At 55.2% G+C, this 15,135-nt stretch carries 10 protein-coding genes; 4 read left to right on the plus strand and 6 right to left on the minus strand.

Annotated features, from left to right (window positions below; genetic code table 11):
• Positions 1 to 597: 597 nt before the first annotated feature.
• Positions 598 to 2,253, plus strand: coding sequence for a methyl-accepting chemotaxis protein (locus tag N5J69_RS18465; RefSeq protein WP_279772088.1), 1,656 nt, complete (start codon positions 598 to 600; stop codon positions 2,251 to 2,253).
• A 615-nt stretch (positions 2,254 to 2,868) separates the two neighbouring features.
• Positions 2,869 to 4,794 (plus strand): methyl-accepting chemotaxis protein, encoded by a 1,926-nt coding sequence (locus tag N5J69_RS18470; RefSeq protein ID WP_279772089.1) that lies wholly within the window; start codon positions 2,869 to 2,871, stop codon positions 4,792 to 4,794.
• A gap of 58 nt (positions 4,795 to 4,852) precedes the next feature.
• Here the strand turns inward: N5J69_RS18470 and N5J69_RS18475 are convergent, their stop codons facing one another.
• The 5 genes from N5J69_RS18475 to N5J69_RS18495 form a co-directional block, all read right to left on the minus strand.
• On the minus strand, positions 4,853 to 5,653 hold the full coding sequence (locus N5J69_RS18475; RefSeq protein WP_279772090.1) for an MBL fold metallo-hydrolase: 801 nt from the start codon (positions 5,651 to 5,653) through the stop codon (positions 4,853 to 4,855).
• Between the two features lie 77 nt (positions 5,654 to 5,730).
• Entirely contained in the window at positions 5,731 to 6,846 is a 1,116-nt protein-coding gene (locus N5J69_RS18480; protein WP_279772091.1) for a metallophosphoesterase, read from the minus strand.
• 220 nt (positions 6,847 to 7,066) lie between these two features.
• A complete protein-coding gene (locus N5J69_RS18485) occupies positions 7,067 to 9,394 on the minus strand; it encodes an FdhF/YdeP family oxidoreductase (protein ID WP_279772092.1) in 2,328 nt (775 codons plus the stop codon).
• Positions 9,395 to 10,063: 669 nt separating this feature from the next.
• Positions 10,064 to 10,411, minus strand: coding sequence for an HNH nuclease YajD (gene yajD, locus N5J69_RS18490; RefSeq protein WP_013356513.1), 348 nt, complete (start codon positions 10,409 to 10,411; stop codon positions 10,064 to 10,066).
• Positions 10,412 to 10,633: 222 nt separating this feature from the next.
• The gene (locus tag N5J69_RS18495) at positions 10,634 to 10,801 is read right to left on the minus strand and encodes a hypothetical protein (protein WP_279772093.1); all 168 of its coding nucleotides are present in this window, start codon (positions 10,799 to 10,801) and stop codon (positions 10,634 to 10,636) included.
• 278 nt (positions 10,802 to 11,079) lie between these two features.
• On the opposite strand from N5J69_RS18495, the gene N5J69_RS18500 reads away from it, so the two are divergent.
• Positions 11,080 to 14,184: an efflux RND transporter permease subunit gene (locus tag N5J69_RS18500; RefSeq protein WP_279772094.1), complete on the plus strand. Its 3,105-nt coding sequence runs from the start codon at positions 11,080 to 11,082 to the stop codon at positions 14,182 to 14,184.
• A 223-nt stretch (positions 14,185 to 14,407) separates the two neighbouring features.
• Here N5J69_RS18500 and N5J69_RS18505 read toward each other — a convergent pair whose 3' ends face one another.
• The gene (locus N5J69_RS18505) at positions 14,408 to 14,584 is read right to left on the minus strand and encodes a general stress protein (protein ID WP_279772095.1); all 177 of its coding nucleotides are present in this window, start codon (positions 14,582 to 14,584) and stop codon (positions 14,408 to 14,410) included.
• Positions 14,585 to 14,785: 201 nt separating this feature from the next.
• Here N5J69_RS18505 and N5J69_RS18510 point away from each other — a divergent pair, with 201 nt between their 5' ends.
• Positions 14,786 to 15,082 (plus strand): hypothetical protein, encoded by a 297-nt coding sequence (locus N5J69_RS18510; protein WP_279772096.1) that lies wholly within the window; start codon positions 14,786 to 14,788, stop codon positions 15,080 to 15,082.
• Positions 15,083 to 15,135 lie beyond the last annotated feature (53 nt).

The following is a 15,135-nucleotide window of genomic DNA, read 5'->3' on the forward strand; positions in this document are numbered from 1 at the left end:
CGACAGACTTAAGCCTGGTCGGGCCAGTGAGCATAGACCAGAATCAGCATTCCGCCAGTGAATTCACTGATTTAATCTGGCCCTGACACAAATGGTTAAAATCTCACAGATCTCCTGCCAGCGATTGTCCGGCCACGATCTCCTGTATCAGTTAATCTGATGTCAGGCATACATTGTGCCTGGCTGTTCTCTGTAGCCCTGCGTCCTCTCAGCCCAGCCAGTACAGGATCCGTGAGCGCTTTCGTCATGGCGCAAACGCCCTCTCAGCAACAATTTTGGTCAGTTATTCTTTTGAATTAGCAGGCTAATCATCAGGTATCGATGAAAACCGTCTGAAGTCCGGTTATGACCATCTGTCATGGAGACGCCAGATCAACCGACCGGCAAAAATTTTTGCTGACGATGCGTTGTGAGCGGGAAGAAAAATGACAGCGGATCAGGTCCTGACAGGTTCCCGGGGTAGTTCACTCTCTGCCAGACGCAAGGAAAAATAAAAAAATATATCCCTGCGATTAATTAAAGCCCCGCAGACGAAAGCCGATAAAAACAATCCAGTTCGAACTTTATTCAGAATCATTTTCTTTCCAGGGGACGTTTATGACTATTACACAGCGTCTGGTACTGATTTTTTCACTGCTTGCAATGTCACTGATTGCACTGGTGATCATTTCTTTATCAGTCATTTCAGGCTTTCAGTCGCGTTTTGAATATGTACAGATGAACGCGATACCCAGCATTCGCGATCTTAATAAATCGATCAGTGTCACCAATCAGTTAGGCATTGCACTTTATCGCCATCACAGCACCAGTGATGCGACAAAACTCCCGGCTGCCGAAGAGCGCATTGAGAATCTGCTGACGCAGATTAAGTCACTCAATGATTATTATATGGCTAACGACATCTCCAACGATGATGACAAGGCGATGACAGAGCTGGCCAATAAGAATCTGGATGCGGTTCGCAGCGCATTGCCCGCGTTTATTGCTGCGTCACGCGCGCATAATGACGCGGTTACGTTGCCGCTCTTACAGGGCGAGGACGGGATTGGTGCCGCAACACGTAAGATGGAAGCCGATTTCACTCGCCAGATTCAGCTGAACATTGATATTGGCGAACAACTCCGGGCTGAGAATAAACGTGTGTACGCCCAGACGCTGTGGGTGATGACTGGCGGTTCGCTGCTGCTTGTTCTGCTTCTGGCGGGTTTCTCCGCTAAGGTGATCCTTGGCATTAAAAGAAGCCTTTCAGGCATCGTCAATACCATGACGCAGGTGAGCCACACGCTTGATCTGACCCATACCGCGGAAGTCGGCAGCAAAGACGAGATCGGCAAAACGGCAATGGCGTTCAACCAGTTACTGGCGCGCGTTTCCGGCACGCTGCTTTCTGTCAATCATGCTGCACAATCGGTCAGTACCGGCTCAACGCAGATTGCGGCAGGTAACGAAGATCTCTCTGCACGTACGGAAGAGCAGGCCGCATCACTGGAGCAGACCGCTGCCAGCATGGCTACACTGAGCGAAACGGTGCGACAGAACTCAGAAGGGGCGCACCAGGCCAGCAGCCTGGCGAATAACGCCAACAACATGTCAATCCAGAACGGGGCGGCGGTGAAGCAGATGCTCAGCACCATGGATGAGATCCGCAACAGCTCGGCTAAAATCTCTGAAATTACCGGCCTGATTGAAGGCATCGCATTTCAGACCAATATTCTGGCCCTGAATGCAGCCGTCGAAGCAGCACGCGCCGGTGAACACGGTCGCGGCTTTGCTGTGGTCGCTTCAGAAGTGCGTAATCTGGCGCAGCGCTCCTCTTCTGCCGCACGCGAAATCAAAGATCTGATCTCAACATCCGTTTCACAGGTGGAACACGGTTTAGAGCAGGCCAGCGGCGTAGGTTCTAACAGTGAAAACGTCCGTCAGGCGATTCAGCAGGTTGCCGATCTGGTCAATGAAATTGCCGCGGCGACCTCTGAACAGAGCAAGGGCATCGAACAGGTTCATCAGGCCATTGGCCAGATGGATGAAGTGACGCAGCAGAACGCCTCGCTGGTAGAAGAAGCCTCATCGGCCTCTAAGTCTCTGCAGGAACAGGCCGAGACACTGTCAGGGCTGGTGGCAACCTTTACGCTGGAAAGTCACCAGCGTGCCGTGCAGCCGCAAACCGCTGGCGTGCGTCGTCCGGTGTTGCAGCCAAAGCAGCCTGAGCGCCAGACCCTCGACATGGCGCAGGCGAACTGGGAAAGTTTCTGATAGCTGTGCAGTAACGAATAGCCTCCACGTTGTGGGGGCTTTTTTTTATCTTTAATTGACGGAATAAAGAACAATTCATGAAAAATTGAAAATAACATGAAATCGATTTCATTATTAGATTGCCATGCGGCAATTAACTCTTTAGAGTGATGTGAAGCGATGCTGGTATTTCTTCTGAAAGCCTTCGCTGTGGTTAATAGCGTAATGATAATTAATTCGATATAGCCCGGGCGGGTATTATCGGCGAAGGTCGCATTAACTTTACTTTCATTATTTTCATAACGGTGATGCTGAAGCCCGGCTTACGGCTAAAAGGGTTAAAATAAGCACTGTTATTTTATCATTATGATATTTATCACTATTTATCGGTTTGGCTTAGATGGATATTGCAGTAAATATCGTCATTTCATTCACTGTTAAATAACGTAACGCAATCTATACTCCTCTCTGTTGTAATCTGCACTCCTGAATTCACATACTAAACCCCTTTCTTCATGGCGATATTGCGCTGAATGAGGCGCCTCTGGCTATGTAAACGAAAGGATAAAAATAATATTACACAAACTATTTTGTGCACGGTTCACCTGCACGCCTCACACATCAGAGCGGAAAAGAATGAAAAAACTACTCGACCGGATTAATTTGCCAGCAAAGTTCCTGTTACTGGGATCCTTTGCGCTGGTGCTGTTTATTTTACCGACCTTTCTGTTTATTCAGACAGGCAACCAGCTTATCGATACTAAAAAAGTTGAGCTCACCGGTATCCCGGTTGAGAAAAAAGTCCTGCAGTTGCTGAACCTCCTCCAGCGCCACCGGGCTGAGAGCGCGATTGCCATCAGCCAGAACAAAACGGATAACCCGCCGCGCTTAGCCCTGGTGACACAGATTGATAGCTTATCGGACAGCATTGCTGCCGATTTACGTCAAAGCGATGAGCAGGCGCAGCCTTTAAAGCGCCTTGAGCAGGGCAAGCAGGAGTGGCGTCAGTTACAGGAAGATCTCAATGGCGGCCGACTGACGCTGGCGACCAGCCTGACGCGGCATACGCACTTGATTCAGATACTACTGGACACCAATCAGGACGTACTGGATTTTTATCAGCTTTCACTGGATGCCGATTTAAATACCTACCAGCTGATCGTCAGTATCTACAGCCGCCTGCCGCTGCTCACTGAAACGCTGGGTCAGATTCGCGGGAATGGTGCCTCGCTGATTGCCAGCGGTACAGCGTCTGATGCCGATCGCAGTCGTCTGGCATTTCAGATTGATAATGGCAAAACGGCTTTGTCACAGTTCAGCAGCAACATGGATAAGGTGTTCAAGATTGAACCTGATCTTGAGACAACTTTTGGTGACCTCGCGCAGAATGCGAAACAACAGGCCCTGAGTGCATTGCAGCTGGCTGAAGGTGCCATCGTCACCGGACAGGTCAGCATTACGCCGGTTGAATATGTGCGGGTCTTGACCGAGGCGATCAACCGCTACGGCATGCTGAGTACCCAGAGCAGCGCCCGGCTGGAATCGTTACTGCAATCGCAAATCGATGAGCGTCGTCAGTCGCAGTACCTGCTGCTGGCTGGCTTGCTGGCAATTGCGTTGCTGTCAGTTCTGCTGGCAGCCATGATTACCCGCTCTGTAACCCGCCCGGTCAAAGACGCGGTCGAAGTGGCCAGTCGCGTGGCGGCAGGCGATCTGACGGCCCAGCTGACGATTACGGGCAGTAATGAAATGGCTGAGCTGCTGAACGCGCTGATGCAGATGCAGCAGCGGCTTGCCCAGCTGGTTTCGGATATCAAAGGTAACGCTGCCACCATCGCCCACTCTTCTGAAGAGATTGCCCGTGGCAACGGCGACCTGTCGTCACGTACCGAACAGCAGGCAGCCTCTCTGGCTGAAACCGCGGCCAGCATGGAACAACTGGCATCAATCATTCAGCAGAACGCAGATAACACCCGCTTTGCCTCTGATCGCGCAGAGTCGGCCACGCAGGCGGCCCTGCTCAGTGGCGCAGCGATGGATTCCGTGATGCAGACGATGCACAAAATCCGTGGCAGTTCGGGTCAGATCGAAGAGATCACCTCCGTGATCGACAGCATCGCCTTCCAGACCAATATTCTGGCCCTGAACGCAGCGGTTGAGGCGGCGCGTGCCGGTGAGCAGGGCAAAGGTTTTGCCGTTGTGGCGTCGGAAGTGCGTGCGCTGGCCCAGCGTTCAGCCAGTGCAGCAAAAGAGATCAAGAGCCTGATTGAGCAGTCGGTCGGTCATGCGCAGGAAGGGATCGCCATGGCGCAGAACGCAGGTGACAAAGTGAAGCAGAGCGTCAGCGCCATTGAACAGACGTCTCAGCTGATGCGCGACATCTCTTCTTCCTCCGAGGAGCAGAGCAGCGGTATCTCGCAGGTCAATATTGCGGTGAACCAGATGGATCAGGTGACACAGCAGAATGCCGTGCTGGTTGAAGAGTCGGCCTCATCTGCCGATGAGCTCGCCGCGCGCGCAGGCCAGCTGCGTACGATGGTGGCGGTGTTCCAGACTGCATAATCGTATTAAGACAGCCGCCCCCTGCTGGCGGCTGTTATCTTCTTAGCTTTAACGCTCGCTAAGCCTGATGATCCCGCAGACAGGCAAGATACGTTTCTCCCGATCGCATCACCTTTTCTTTTGCCTGCTCATGCATATCCTGACCTTCAAACGCGCCATAAAGCTGCCCGAATTTTACGCCTGCGAGCCGATGCAGGATGTCACCTACCGTGGCGGCGGACAGCGGCAGCATATTCGGGTAGCTCCACATAAACGACACGCCATGCGCCCCCGGCGTGACCTGAATAATATCGCCCGCCAGCATGACCCCTTCATCCTTGTCCCAGTGCAGCACGCTACCACCGGGAAAATGACCACCCAGTCGCAACAGCGTCACTGATGGCATCAGCGTCAGTGATTCGCCTTCCCAGAACCGGAGATGCGGACTCTCCCGTACAACCCATTGCCGATCGCGGATGTGCAGATGTACAGGCGCGTTAAACGCCTCCGCCCACGCCTGCATGGTGGTGTAGTAGTGCGGATGGGAAATGGCGATAGCATCAATGCCGCCCAGCGCCGCGATCAGCGTGCAGGTGGCGTCATCAAGATTGGCAATACAGTCCCACAGCACATTGCCGTGCGGCGTGCGCAGCAGAAAGGCTCGCTGGTCAATGGCAAAGGCGGGCACGGTTTTGAGGCTTAACAGCGCATCGCTGTGGGCCGTCCACTTGTTGGCGTGGCTGGCGCGCAGCGCATCAAATGTCGTCCAGCGCTGACCCGCTGCCGGAACGTACTGACGTTCATCCTCACAGATTTTACAGTGCTGAGGCGAAGCCTGCGGGGGATAGGCGGTTCCACAGGCGGTACATAACATCGTCATAGCGTTCTCCTTCGTTTCCCTCAAGCTTATGCGTACCGGTGAAAACTGCACGTTCGCGACGCACTGTCGCTATTCGATTACGGCTGGCGGCGCAGGGTAATTCGCGTCAGTTCCGAGGGACGGCCCAGCCTGACCGCCATGCCTGGCCAGAGCGCCGTGCCGTTATTCACATAGAGCTGCATTCCGCCCACCTGATACAGCCCGGACACAAATCCGCCGTTGGGTTTAGCAAACAGCCGATCCAGCCCGATGATCAGGCCGCCATGCGTATGCCCTGAGAGTTGCACATCCACGCCCTGTGCCGCATTCTGGCGGGCATTACGTGGCTGATGATCCAGCAGGATCACCGGTGCATTTTCAGGTGCCTGCGCCAGCGCACGGGCCAGATCCGGGCCGGTGGCCTGTCTGCCTGATGCGGAGATATCCGGCAAACCTGCAATCACCAGCTTTGCCGCGCCGCGCCGGATAACGGTGTGGCTGTTGAGCAGAGGCTGCAACCCGAGTGAGGCCAGATGCGCCGTCCAGACTGCCTGGTGAAAGAAATATTCGTGGTTGCCGGTGATGGCCCACACGCCGTCAGGCGCTGCCAGCACGCGCAGCGGCGCGACATCATGCCGCCGGTGCGCCAGGCTGCCGTCGATCACGTCGCCCGTGACCACAATCAGATCGGCGTTAAGCGTCATCGCCCGTTCAACCACGGCGGCGGTCCAGGCCGCATTAAATAACCGGGTGATATGCAGGTCTGTGAGCTGCAGCAGCTGATACCCCTCAAACTCGGGGGGCAGGTTGGGCAGAACCAGCGTCACCTCTTTGACCGGCGGTACCCGTATCGCCTGCTGGACGCCAGCGGCAGCGAGCGCCATCGCGATGACGACGGCCAGATAGCGAACCGCCGGAGCCAGCGCCAGCGGATGACGCAACAGGAGGGCGAGCAGCATGACGGCATCCATCACCATCTGAAGCAGCGCCAGCAGCAGCACGGTGCTGTACGCCCAGTTAAACAGAATGATGATAATGCGGGGCATTTCGGCGGAGAAAATCCCCCCCGACGTAAAACGGCTTACCAGCAGATATTGTGAAGCCAGCAGCACCAGTGCTGAAAGCAGGATTTTTAAGGCCAGAGGCAGTGACAGGGGAATGATGACGCGCGCAATAACATACCAGCTCGGCAAGCTGAAAATCAGGTGAAACATGGCAGTCTTCCGGTAGGGCGCTGAATGTCAGCGCAGGCAAATAAGAGACGATCGTCTGTGATGCTGTTTTCCGCATTGAAGTGTATACGATGCTACCGTTCGGGTTACTTTACCCCGGGTGCTATGCAGGCCATTAATCAGGAGGGGGCGGGGATAAAAGCAAAACAGCGTGACCGGCGCACCGGCCACGCAGGTAAGGTTAACGACCTGACGCGTCAGACTAGCGTAAAACGCCTGAGGTGGTCTGAGTTTCGTCGGTAACGCGCGTCATCGAGATCGGAATACTTTTATAGGCGGGGATGCCGCTTTTGGTATCGTGGCTGTCGAGCGGCACCATCACGTTTGCCTCGGGATAGTAAGCGCCGACTGAACCCGGTGCCATATCAATAATCACGATGGTCAGATTTTTCATCTGGCGCGAAGTGGGATTGCCCTCCGGGTCCAGCGCCATCAGATCGACACGGTCGCCAACGCGCAGCTGGCGTTTCTCCGCCTCTTCGGCATTGATAAACAGCACATCGCGGCGACCGGTCACACCGCGGTAACGGTCGTTCAGCCCGTAAAGCGTGGTGTTGTACTGGTCATGACTGCGCAGGGTGGTGAGCACCAGATCATGGCACTTCAGCGAGCGGGGATCTTCGTTGATGCCCTGCATCACTTTGAACTGCGCCTTGCCTGAAGGCGTGTGCCAGACGCGTTCTGACGCCGCGTTATAGAGCCGGAAGCCCCCCGGCTGCTTAATCCGCTCGTTGAAGTTGTCGAACGCCGGGAAGACCGCTTCAATGGCATCACGGATGCGGCTGTAATCGGCGGCCATCGCGGACCAGTCCACCACGCTGTCTGGCAGGGTTGCCTTTGCCAGTGCGGCCACCAGCGCCGGTTCAGATTTGAGATGAGGCGAAGCCGGGTCCAGCGAACCGCGCGAGGCATGCACCATCGACATTGAATCTTCAACGGTCACGCTCTGTGCGCCGGTCGCCTGCACATCGGTCTCAGTCCGGCCCAGCACCGGCAGCAAGTAGTTGTGCCTGCCGAGTAACAGGTGTGAGCGATTGAGTTTGGTCGCCATATGCACGACCAGATCCAGATTACGCATTGCCGGGAAGGTCACCTGCGGGTCCGAAATCGCTTCTGCCAGGTTGCCACCCAGACAGAGCAGCGCTTTGGCTTTGCCGTCGCGCATCGCCTTAATCGCCTCAACGGCACCGTGCCCGTGTTTCTGTGGCGGGCGGAAACCAAACACCTTCTCAATACTGTCCAGCAGCGACTGCGGCGGGATCTCGGTGATGCCCACGGTGCGGTCGCCCTGAACGTTGGAGTGACCGCGTAACGGACAGATGCCCGCGCCCGGCTTTCCGAAGTTGCCGCGCATCAGCAGCAGATTAGCAATCTGCTGCACGTTCTGCGTGCCGTACTGATGCTGGGTGATCCCCATGCCATAACAGATAATGGTCCGTTCCGCGCTGGCATAGAGTCGGGCAATGTGCTGAATCTCCTCCCGCGCCATGCCTGACACTTTCAGGATATGGTCCCAGTCGGTGCTCTCCAGGTCAGCTTTCAGGGCGTCAAAGCCTTCAGTGTGCTGGCTGATAAACGCCTCATCAATCACGCCAGGCTCGCCTTTGCTCAGCGCCTCCTCGTGCATGATTAGCAGGATTTTCATCACCCCTTTGAGCATCGCCGCATCACCGCCCACCCGCACTTTGTAATAGGTTGAAGCCAGTTCAGTAGAGCTAAGCGACAGCATCTCAATGGGACTTTGCGGCGAGGTAAAGCGTTCCAGCCCGCGTTCACGTAACGGGTTGATCGCCACGATGGTGGCACCGCGTTTAGAGACCTCCCGCAGCGTGCCGAGCATCCGTGGATGGTTGGTGCCAGGGTTATGACCGATGCAGAGCACCAGATCGCAGTGGTCAAAATCCTCCAGCTCTACCGTGCCTTTGCCGACGCCAATCGACTCCGGCAGCCCAACGCTGGTGGGTTCATGACACATATTTGAGCAGTCGGGAAAGTTATTGGTGCCATATTCGCGGGCGAAGAGCTGCCACAGGAACGCGGCTTCATTGGAGGCGCGGCCCGAGGTATAAAACTCCACGCTATCCGGGTCGTCGTAGCTGCGCAGATGTTCACCGATCTCCTGCAACGCCGTCTCCCACGCGACAGGCTGATAGGTATCGGTAGCGGCATCGTACTTCATCGGATGGGTCAGGCGGCCTTCGCCCTCAAGATGGAGTGCGCTGCGCTCCCACAATTCCGTCACGGTATGGGCAGCAAAAAATTCCGGCGTGGTGCGTTTGCTGGTGGCTTCCCACGACACCGCCTTGGCACCGTTTTCGCAGAATTCAAAGGATGAAGCGTGCTGCGGGTCGGGCCAGGCACAGCCCGGACAGTCAAAGCCCTGTGGCTGGTTGACTTTGAACAGGGCAATCACATCCTGCTTCACTGACATCTGGCCACGGATAGCATCGGCAACCGCCTTCAGTGCGCCCCAGCCACCGGCAGCGCCGCCATAAGGCGCGATGCCATTTGTGCGATTTTGCTCTTTCATAATGCTCCACATTGTTTCTATTGTTATTGGCTAAGCCTGGTACATAAAAGGGAACAGCAACGTGGATTCTGGCTATTATTCAGCGAAATTTTTTCTCAAAATGTTTCGAAGGGGCAGGTGTTGTGAATGGCCGGGCTGAAATAAGCGTAAGGGTAACGCAATAATAAACGAGACGGCCCTGCGTAATGACCTGGAAAATTTATCAGGAACCGATGTCAGTGATGACGGATAATTAAGCTGGCTCTTTTAATTGTCTGTTTTTAAAAGGATAGTTATTGATGCGGGTCTGAAGGGGTTATGGCATATGATTGCTGGCTGATAAAGTCATTCCGGTTAATATTTACGCCTGTGCGCTTCAGCAGTAAAAATATTCACAACGGCATGGTTAGCGTAACGGGAATTGCGTGCAGGGGAAATATAACGGGTCGTTATTACCGTCCACATTAATTACCCGAACTGGCCTTAAATATCGTTCAGCGGACATCAGCCTGAATTATGAGGCAAAGCCTTATCAGTAGCGCTGCCCGGTGCTGCTTTCTGGTTAAGAGAGGGCGATCCCTGGCTGGAACCGGATAGCATGAAGCCAGCCTGCCAGTTACAGGGCGCTTTCTGTGCGTCAGGGGCTGAGCCTGTCAGCGCTTTGTTGTTCTGACAGGCCGTACGTCAGGGTTACTTCTTCTTATTCAGCATCGACTTCAGATCGGCAAACGGATTGTAGGTCGCCTCACCCACATCTTTCTGGGCATCCTCGCCTGCCACCACGCGGGTACCATACTGGTCAGCCTCGGTATACTTTGAGTGCTCGTGGTCATGACAATAGAGACACAGCAGCTCCCAGTTACTGCCATCCTCCGGATTATTGGTATGGTCATGATCGATATGATGCACGGTCAGCTCGCGCAGATTTGAATACACAAATTCACGTGAGCAGCGCCCACACACCCACGGATAAATTTTTAACGCTTTCTCACGGTAGCCGCTTTCCAGCCGCGAATAATTTTTGGGGATCAGAGCCATTGCAGATATTACCTGTAAAAGGTGTTCACGAGAATGCCGCCACTATATCCCACAACGGAACCGAAGGAGAAATCCCGCGGCAAGCAGGGCGAAGACGCGCCCTGCCGGAACCGGCAAATCTGTGAACCTTGACATCTTCAGCTTTACACCCGCGCTAAGCCTGCTAATCAGCAGGGTAGCGCCGGAAACGTGACAATTTAGCGCTTTGCTTAAAACGCCGCGCTAAAGGTAGTGCCGTACACCATAAACAGCCCAGAAAATCGCATTAGCTCCCAGATAAATCCAGCATCCCCAGTAGGCTACAGGCTCACGGCGGGTGCGGAGTTTGGGCAGAAACACCAGTAAATAGAGCGCAGAGGCGATAAGCGAAACGAAGTAGAAAAATTTCATAGTTGTCTCCTGATGAATATCCTTTATTTCAGAATAGTCAGGGATAACCATTTTGCTCAGTGCATCGTCAGATTCATGCCGTACCGATCTTTTTGATGCGCACGCCGCAGATGTCCCGCTCGCTCACCATCGAAAAGGCAGCAGGGCGACGCGCTCAGGCCGGTTAAGAAAAGATAACGCCGGGATGTTTAAGCGGATGTTACACCCTATAATCAACGCAGTTTGTTGGCCTGCAGGAATGCAGGCTTTGCTCCCGCCCCAATGGAAGAGATCCGCTGATGTTTTCTCGCTTTTTTATTTATCGCCCCGTCTTCGCATGGGTTGTTGCCATTTTAATTATGCTGCTTGGCGCGCTCTCTATCACCCAGCTGCCGGTTGAACAATATCCTGATGTCGCCCCGCCCTCGGTGAATATCAGTGCAACTTACACCGGGGCTTCAGCGGAGACGCTGGAGAACAGTGTCACCCAGGTGATTGAGCAGCAGCTGACCGGGCTGGATAATCTGCTCTATTTTACCTCCAGCAGCAGCTCGCAGGGGAATGTATCGGTCACCGTCACCTTCAGTCAGGGCACCGATCCGGACACCGCTCAGGTGCAGGTTCAGAACAAGGTGCAGCAGGCGCTCTCCCGTCTGCCCAGCGAAGTGCAGCAGCTTGGCGTGACCGTGACTAAGTCACAGTCAAACTTCCTGCTGGTGATGGGGCTGTATGACACCACCGGAAAAAGTAACAGCACGGATATCGGTGACTGGCTGGTCAGCAATATGCAGGAGCCGCTGGCCAGGACGGAAGGGGTCGGGGACATCCAGGTTTTCGGCGGTCAGTACGCGATGCGCATCTGGCTCGATCCCTTTAAACTGAACGCCTTTGCGTTGCAGCCTTCAGATGTATCAGCGGCGATACGCTCGCAGAACATTCAGGTTTCAGCCGGTAAAATCGGCGGCCTGCCCTCGCCCGCTAATCAGCAACTTACCGCTACGGTCAGAGCACAGTCGCGGCTGCAGACGCCAGAGCAGTTTCGCAACATCATCGTGAAAAGTGATAAAAGCGGAGCCATTGTGCGCGTCGGGGATGTGGCGCGGGTGGAGCTGGGCGGCGAATCCTATGACATGACCACACGGCTTAACGGGCACCCTGCGGCAGGTGTCGGGGTGATGCTGGCTCCGGGTGCGAATGCGCTGGCCACGGCAACGCTGGTGAAAAACAAAGTGGAAGAATATCGCCATTCCATGCCGGAAGGTTACGAAGTGGCCTATGCGCTCGACAGCACCGACTTCATCAAAATCTCGGTTGAGGATGTCGTGATCACCCTGATTGAAGCGATTGCGCTGGTGGTGGTGGTGATGTACCTGTTCCTGCAAAACCTTCGCGCTACGCTGATCCCGGCGCTGGCGGTGCCGGTGGTCCTGCTCGGCACCTTTGGCGTACTGGCGCTGTGCGGCTACACCATCAATACCCTGACGCTGTTTGCAATGGTGCTGGCCATCGGACTGCTGGTGGATGATGCGATCGTGGTGGTTGAAAACGTCGAACGCATCATGCATGACGAAGGCTTGCCAGCCCGTGAGGCCACGGAAAAGTCGATGAAAGAGATCTCGGGTGCGCTGGTAGCTATCGCGCTGGTGCTCTCAGCTGTATTTCTGCCGATGGCCTTTTTCGCCGGATCAACCGGCGTAATCTACCGGCAGTTCTCCGTTACGATCATTGCCGCCATGACCTTCTCTGTGGTTGTGGCGCTGACGCTGACGCCTGCGCTGTGTGGCATGCTGCTGCGCCCGACAGCACCTCATCGCACAGGTTTCTTTGGCGGGTTTAACCGCTTTTATGCTGCCACCGAGCGTCAGTATCGTCACAAAGTGGTGAGCACGTTACGTCGTCCGCTCATCATGGTGTCGCTCTACGCGGTAATGGGCGCGGTGCTGTTTGTGATGTTCACCCGACTGCCCGGCAGTTTCCTGCCGACCGAAGACCAGGGCAGCATTATGCTCCAGGCGACGCTGCCTGCTGGTGCCACGGCCAGCCGCACTGAGGCCGTTAATCAGCAGATCGTTGACTGGTTTCTGACGCAGGAGAAACAGAATATTGATGTGGTCTTCACCATCAACGGCTTTAACTTCAGCGGTGCGGCGCAGAATGCCGGTATGGCATTTATCAAGCTTAAAAACTGGGATCAGCGACCGGGTAGTGAGAACTCTGCTGAAGCGATTGCCGGGCGGGCCACTTATGCGCTTGCGTCAATTCAGGATGCGCAGATCTTTGCGCTGACGCCGCCATCAGTGCCGGGGCTGGGGCAGAACAACGGCTTTACCTATGAGCTGCTGGCCAGCGGTGGCACCACGCGTGAGCAGTTAGGGACGTTGCGCGATAAGCTCTTACAAAGCGCAGCGCAAAACCCGGCGCTGATCGGCGTGCGGGCGAATATCCTGCCGCAGACACCGCAGTTGCAGATTGATATTGATACCAGCAAAGCGGTGGCGCTGGGACTGCAACTGGACGATGTCACCGACACGCTTACCAGCGCCTGGGGCGGAGCCTACATCAATGACTTTATTGATCGGGGCCGGGTGAAGCGGGTCTACCTGCAGGGCGATGGTCAGTATCGTTCTGCGCCGTCGGACCTGGATAAGTGGTACATCCGTAACAGTGACGGCACCATGACGCCGTTCTCAGCGTTTGCCTCGACCCGCTGGACCATGGGACCGGAAAGCCTTAACCGCTATAACGGTTCCGCCTCCTATGAAATTCAGGGTCAGAACGCGGAAGGCTTCAGCTCCGGTGACGCCATGAACACCATTGAGCGGCTGGCCAATGAATTACCGGCCGGGACGACCGGCGCGTGGAGCGGACTTTCACTGCAGGAGAAGCAGGCGGGTGGGCAGTCAGCTACGCTCTATGCGATCTCGATTCTGGTGGTTTTCCTCTGTCTGGCCGCGCTGTATGAGAGCTGGTCGGTGCCGTTCTCGGTGCTGTTAGCGGTGCCGCTCGGTGTGCTGGGCACGGTGCTGGCCGTGGCGCTGCGCGGATTAAGCAACGATATCTACTTCCAGGTGGCGCTACTGACCACGGTCGGGCTGACCTCTAAAAACGCGATACTGATCATTGAATTTGCTGAGGACGCGGTGCGTCGCGGACAGTCGCTGAGTGCTGCGGCATTGCAGGCGTCACGCACCCGTCTGCGACCCATCATGATGACGTCACTGGCCTTTATCACCGGGGTGATCCCGCTGGCGGTGGCGACCGGTGCCGGTGCAAACAGCCGTATCGCCATCGGTACCGGTATTATTGGCGGCACGCTGGCGGGCACCGTGCTGGCACTGTTCTTCGTTCCTGTGTTCTTTGTGCTGGTGAAGCACTACCTGACCCGGCATCGGAACGCAAAATAACGCGGTCAGCCCGTCTGTCTGTTAAGGCATGCGGGCTGCACTTACCGGGCATGATGACATCGCGGCGTCAGGTTCGGGTAACAGCAATCGCTTCCGCGAGCGGTTATTAAAAGCAACGCAGGGCAGAGACAGATGAGATGCAGTTTCGGGCGGTGTTGTGAACGCACTGATCGAAGAGATGCCAGTCCCTGGCGTAAAACGTCCTAAAGCGCTTTAATCAGAATTACTTAGAAGGACGGCGACTGATCTTGCCTCCTTTCCGACCGGCTTCCCTGGCTTTTTCATGATCGTTCCTGAAATTGCCCCCACTGACCTTGCCTCCTGCACTGCCAGCTTCACTCGCACGTTCTGGATCGTTGGCAAAATTACCGGCGCCACCTCTGTATTTCTGTTGTGTCATAGAAAGACCTCATATCAATGTTCCATAAGATAAAAAGGACTAGCTAGTCACATCTGGAAGCTTAGTCGCCCGCTTCGTTTATGCAAATGCACTGTGTAAAAGCCTTGATAAGGCAGCGCGTAATCGTCGAAGGCCTGTTCGCCGCAGCAGGGCAGCGCTCGATGAACTACGCTTAAAGGCCTGACGAAAACGGAGAATGCTATGAGCAACGCGACGTTAATCGACACGCTTGAGTTTGGTTCTGATGAGCAGAAGCAGAAATATGAAATCTACGGCGATGATGCGCAGACGCCCACTTATGCTGTGATTTATCGACAGCAGGGCGATAGCTGGCAGCCCCTGGAGGAGAAAATCACCTTCGCCGCGCAGGATGAGCAGGACGAAGCGACGGGATCACTGGGCTACGGTTCCGGCGACACGCTGCCCGATTTACGTGATTTGCCAGCAGAAGCGCGGGAGCGCTGCGAACAGCACTGGCACCAGCAGAGTGACAGGTAAGCAAGGACACGCCTGGTGTCAAAACGGTGAAGCTATCCGGTTTACATCGTTAC

Source organism: Pantoea sp. GD03673, from assembly GCF_029844725.1.
Taxonomy (GTDB): domain Bacteria; phylum Pseudomonadota; class Gammaproteobacteria; order Enterobacterales; family Enterobacteriaceae; genus Pantoea.

Coding starts and splice junctions, on each gene's coding strand:
- N5J69_RS18495 (WP_279772093.1), bottom strand. CDS start 10,801: ATGAAATTTTTCTACTTCGTTTCGCTTATCGCCTCTGCGCTCTATTTA.
- N5J69_RS18510 (WP_279772096.1), top strand. CDS start 14,786: ATGAGCAACGCGACGTTAATCGACACGCTTGAGTTTGGTTCTGATGAG.
- N5J69_RS18485 (WP_279772092.1), bottom strand. CDS start 9,394: ATGAAAGAGCAAAATCGCACAAATGGCATCGCGCCTTATGGCGGCGCT.
- N5J69_RS18475 (WP_279772090.1), bottom strand. CDS start 5,653: ATGACGATGTTATGTACCGCCTGTGGAACCGCCTATCCCCCGCAGGCT.
- N5J69_RS18465 (WP_279772088.1), top strand. CDS start 598: ATGACTATTACACAGCGTCTGGTACTGATTTTTTCACTGCTTGCAATG.
- N5J69_RS18470 (WP_279772089.1), top strand. CDS start 2,869: ATGAAAAAACTACTCGACCGGATTAATTTGCCAGCAAAGTTCCTGTTA.
- N5J69_RS18480 (WP_279772091.1), bottom strand. CDS start 6,846: ATGTTTCACCTGATTTTCAGCTTGCCGAGCTGGTATGTTATTGCGCGC.
- N5J69_RS18505 (WP_279772095.1), bottom strand. CDS start 14,584: ATGACACAACAGAAATACAGAGGTGGCGCCGGTAATTTTGCCAACGAT.
- yajD (WP_013356513.1), bottom strand. CDS start 10,411: ATGGCTCTGATCCCCAAAAATTATTCGCGGCTGGAAAGCGGCTACCGT.
- N5J69_RS18500 (WP_279772094.1), top strand. CDS start 11,080: ATGTTTTCTCGCTTTTTTATTTATCGCCCCGTCTTCGCATGGGTTGTT.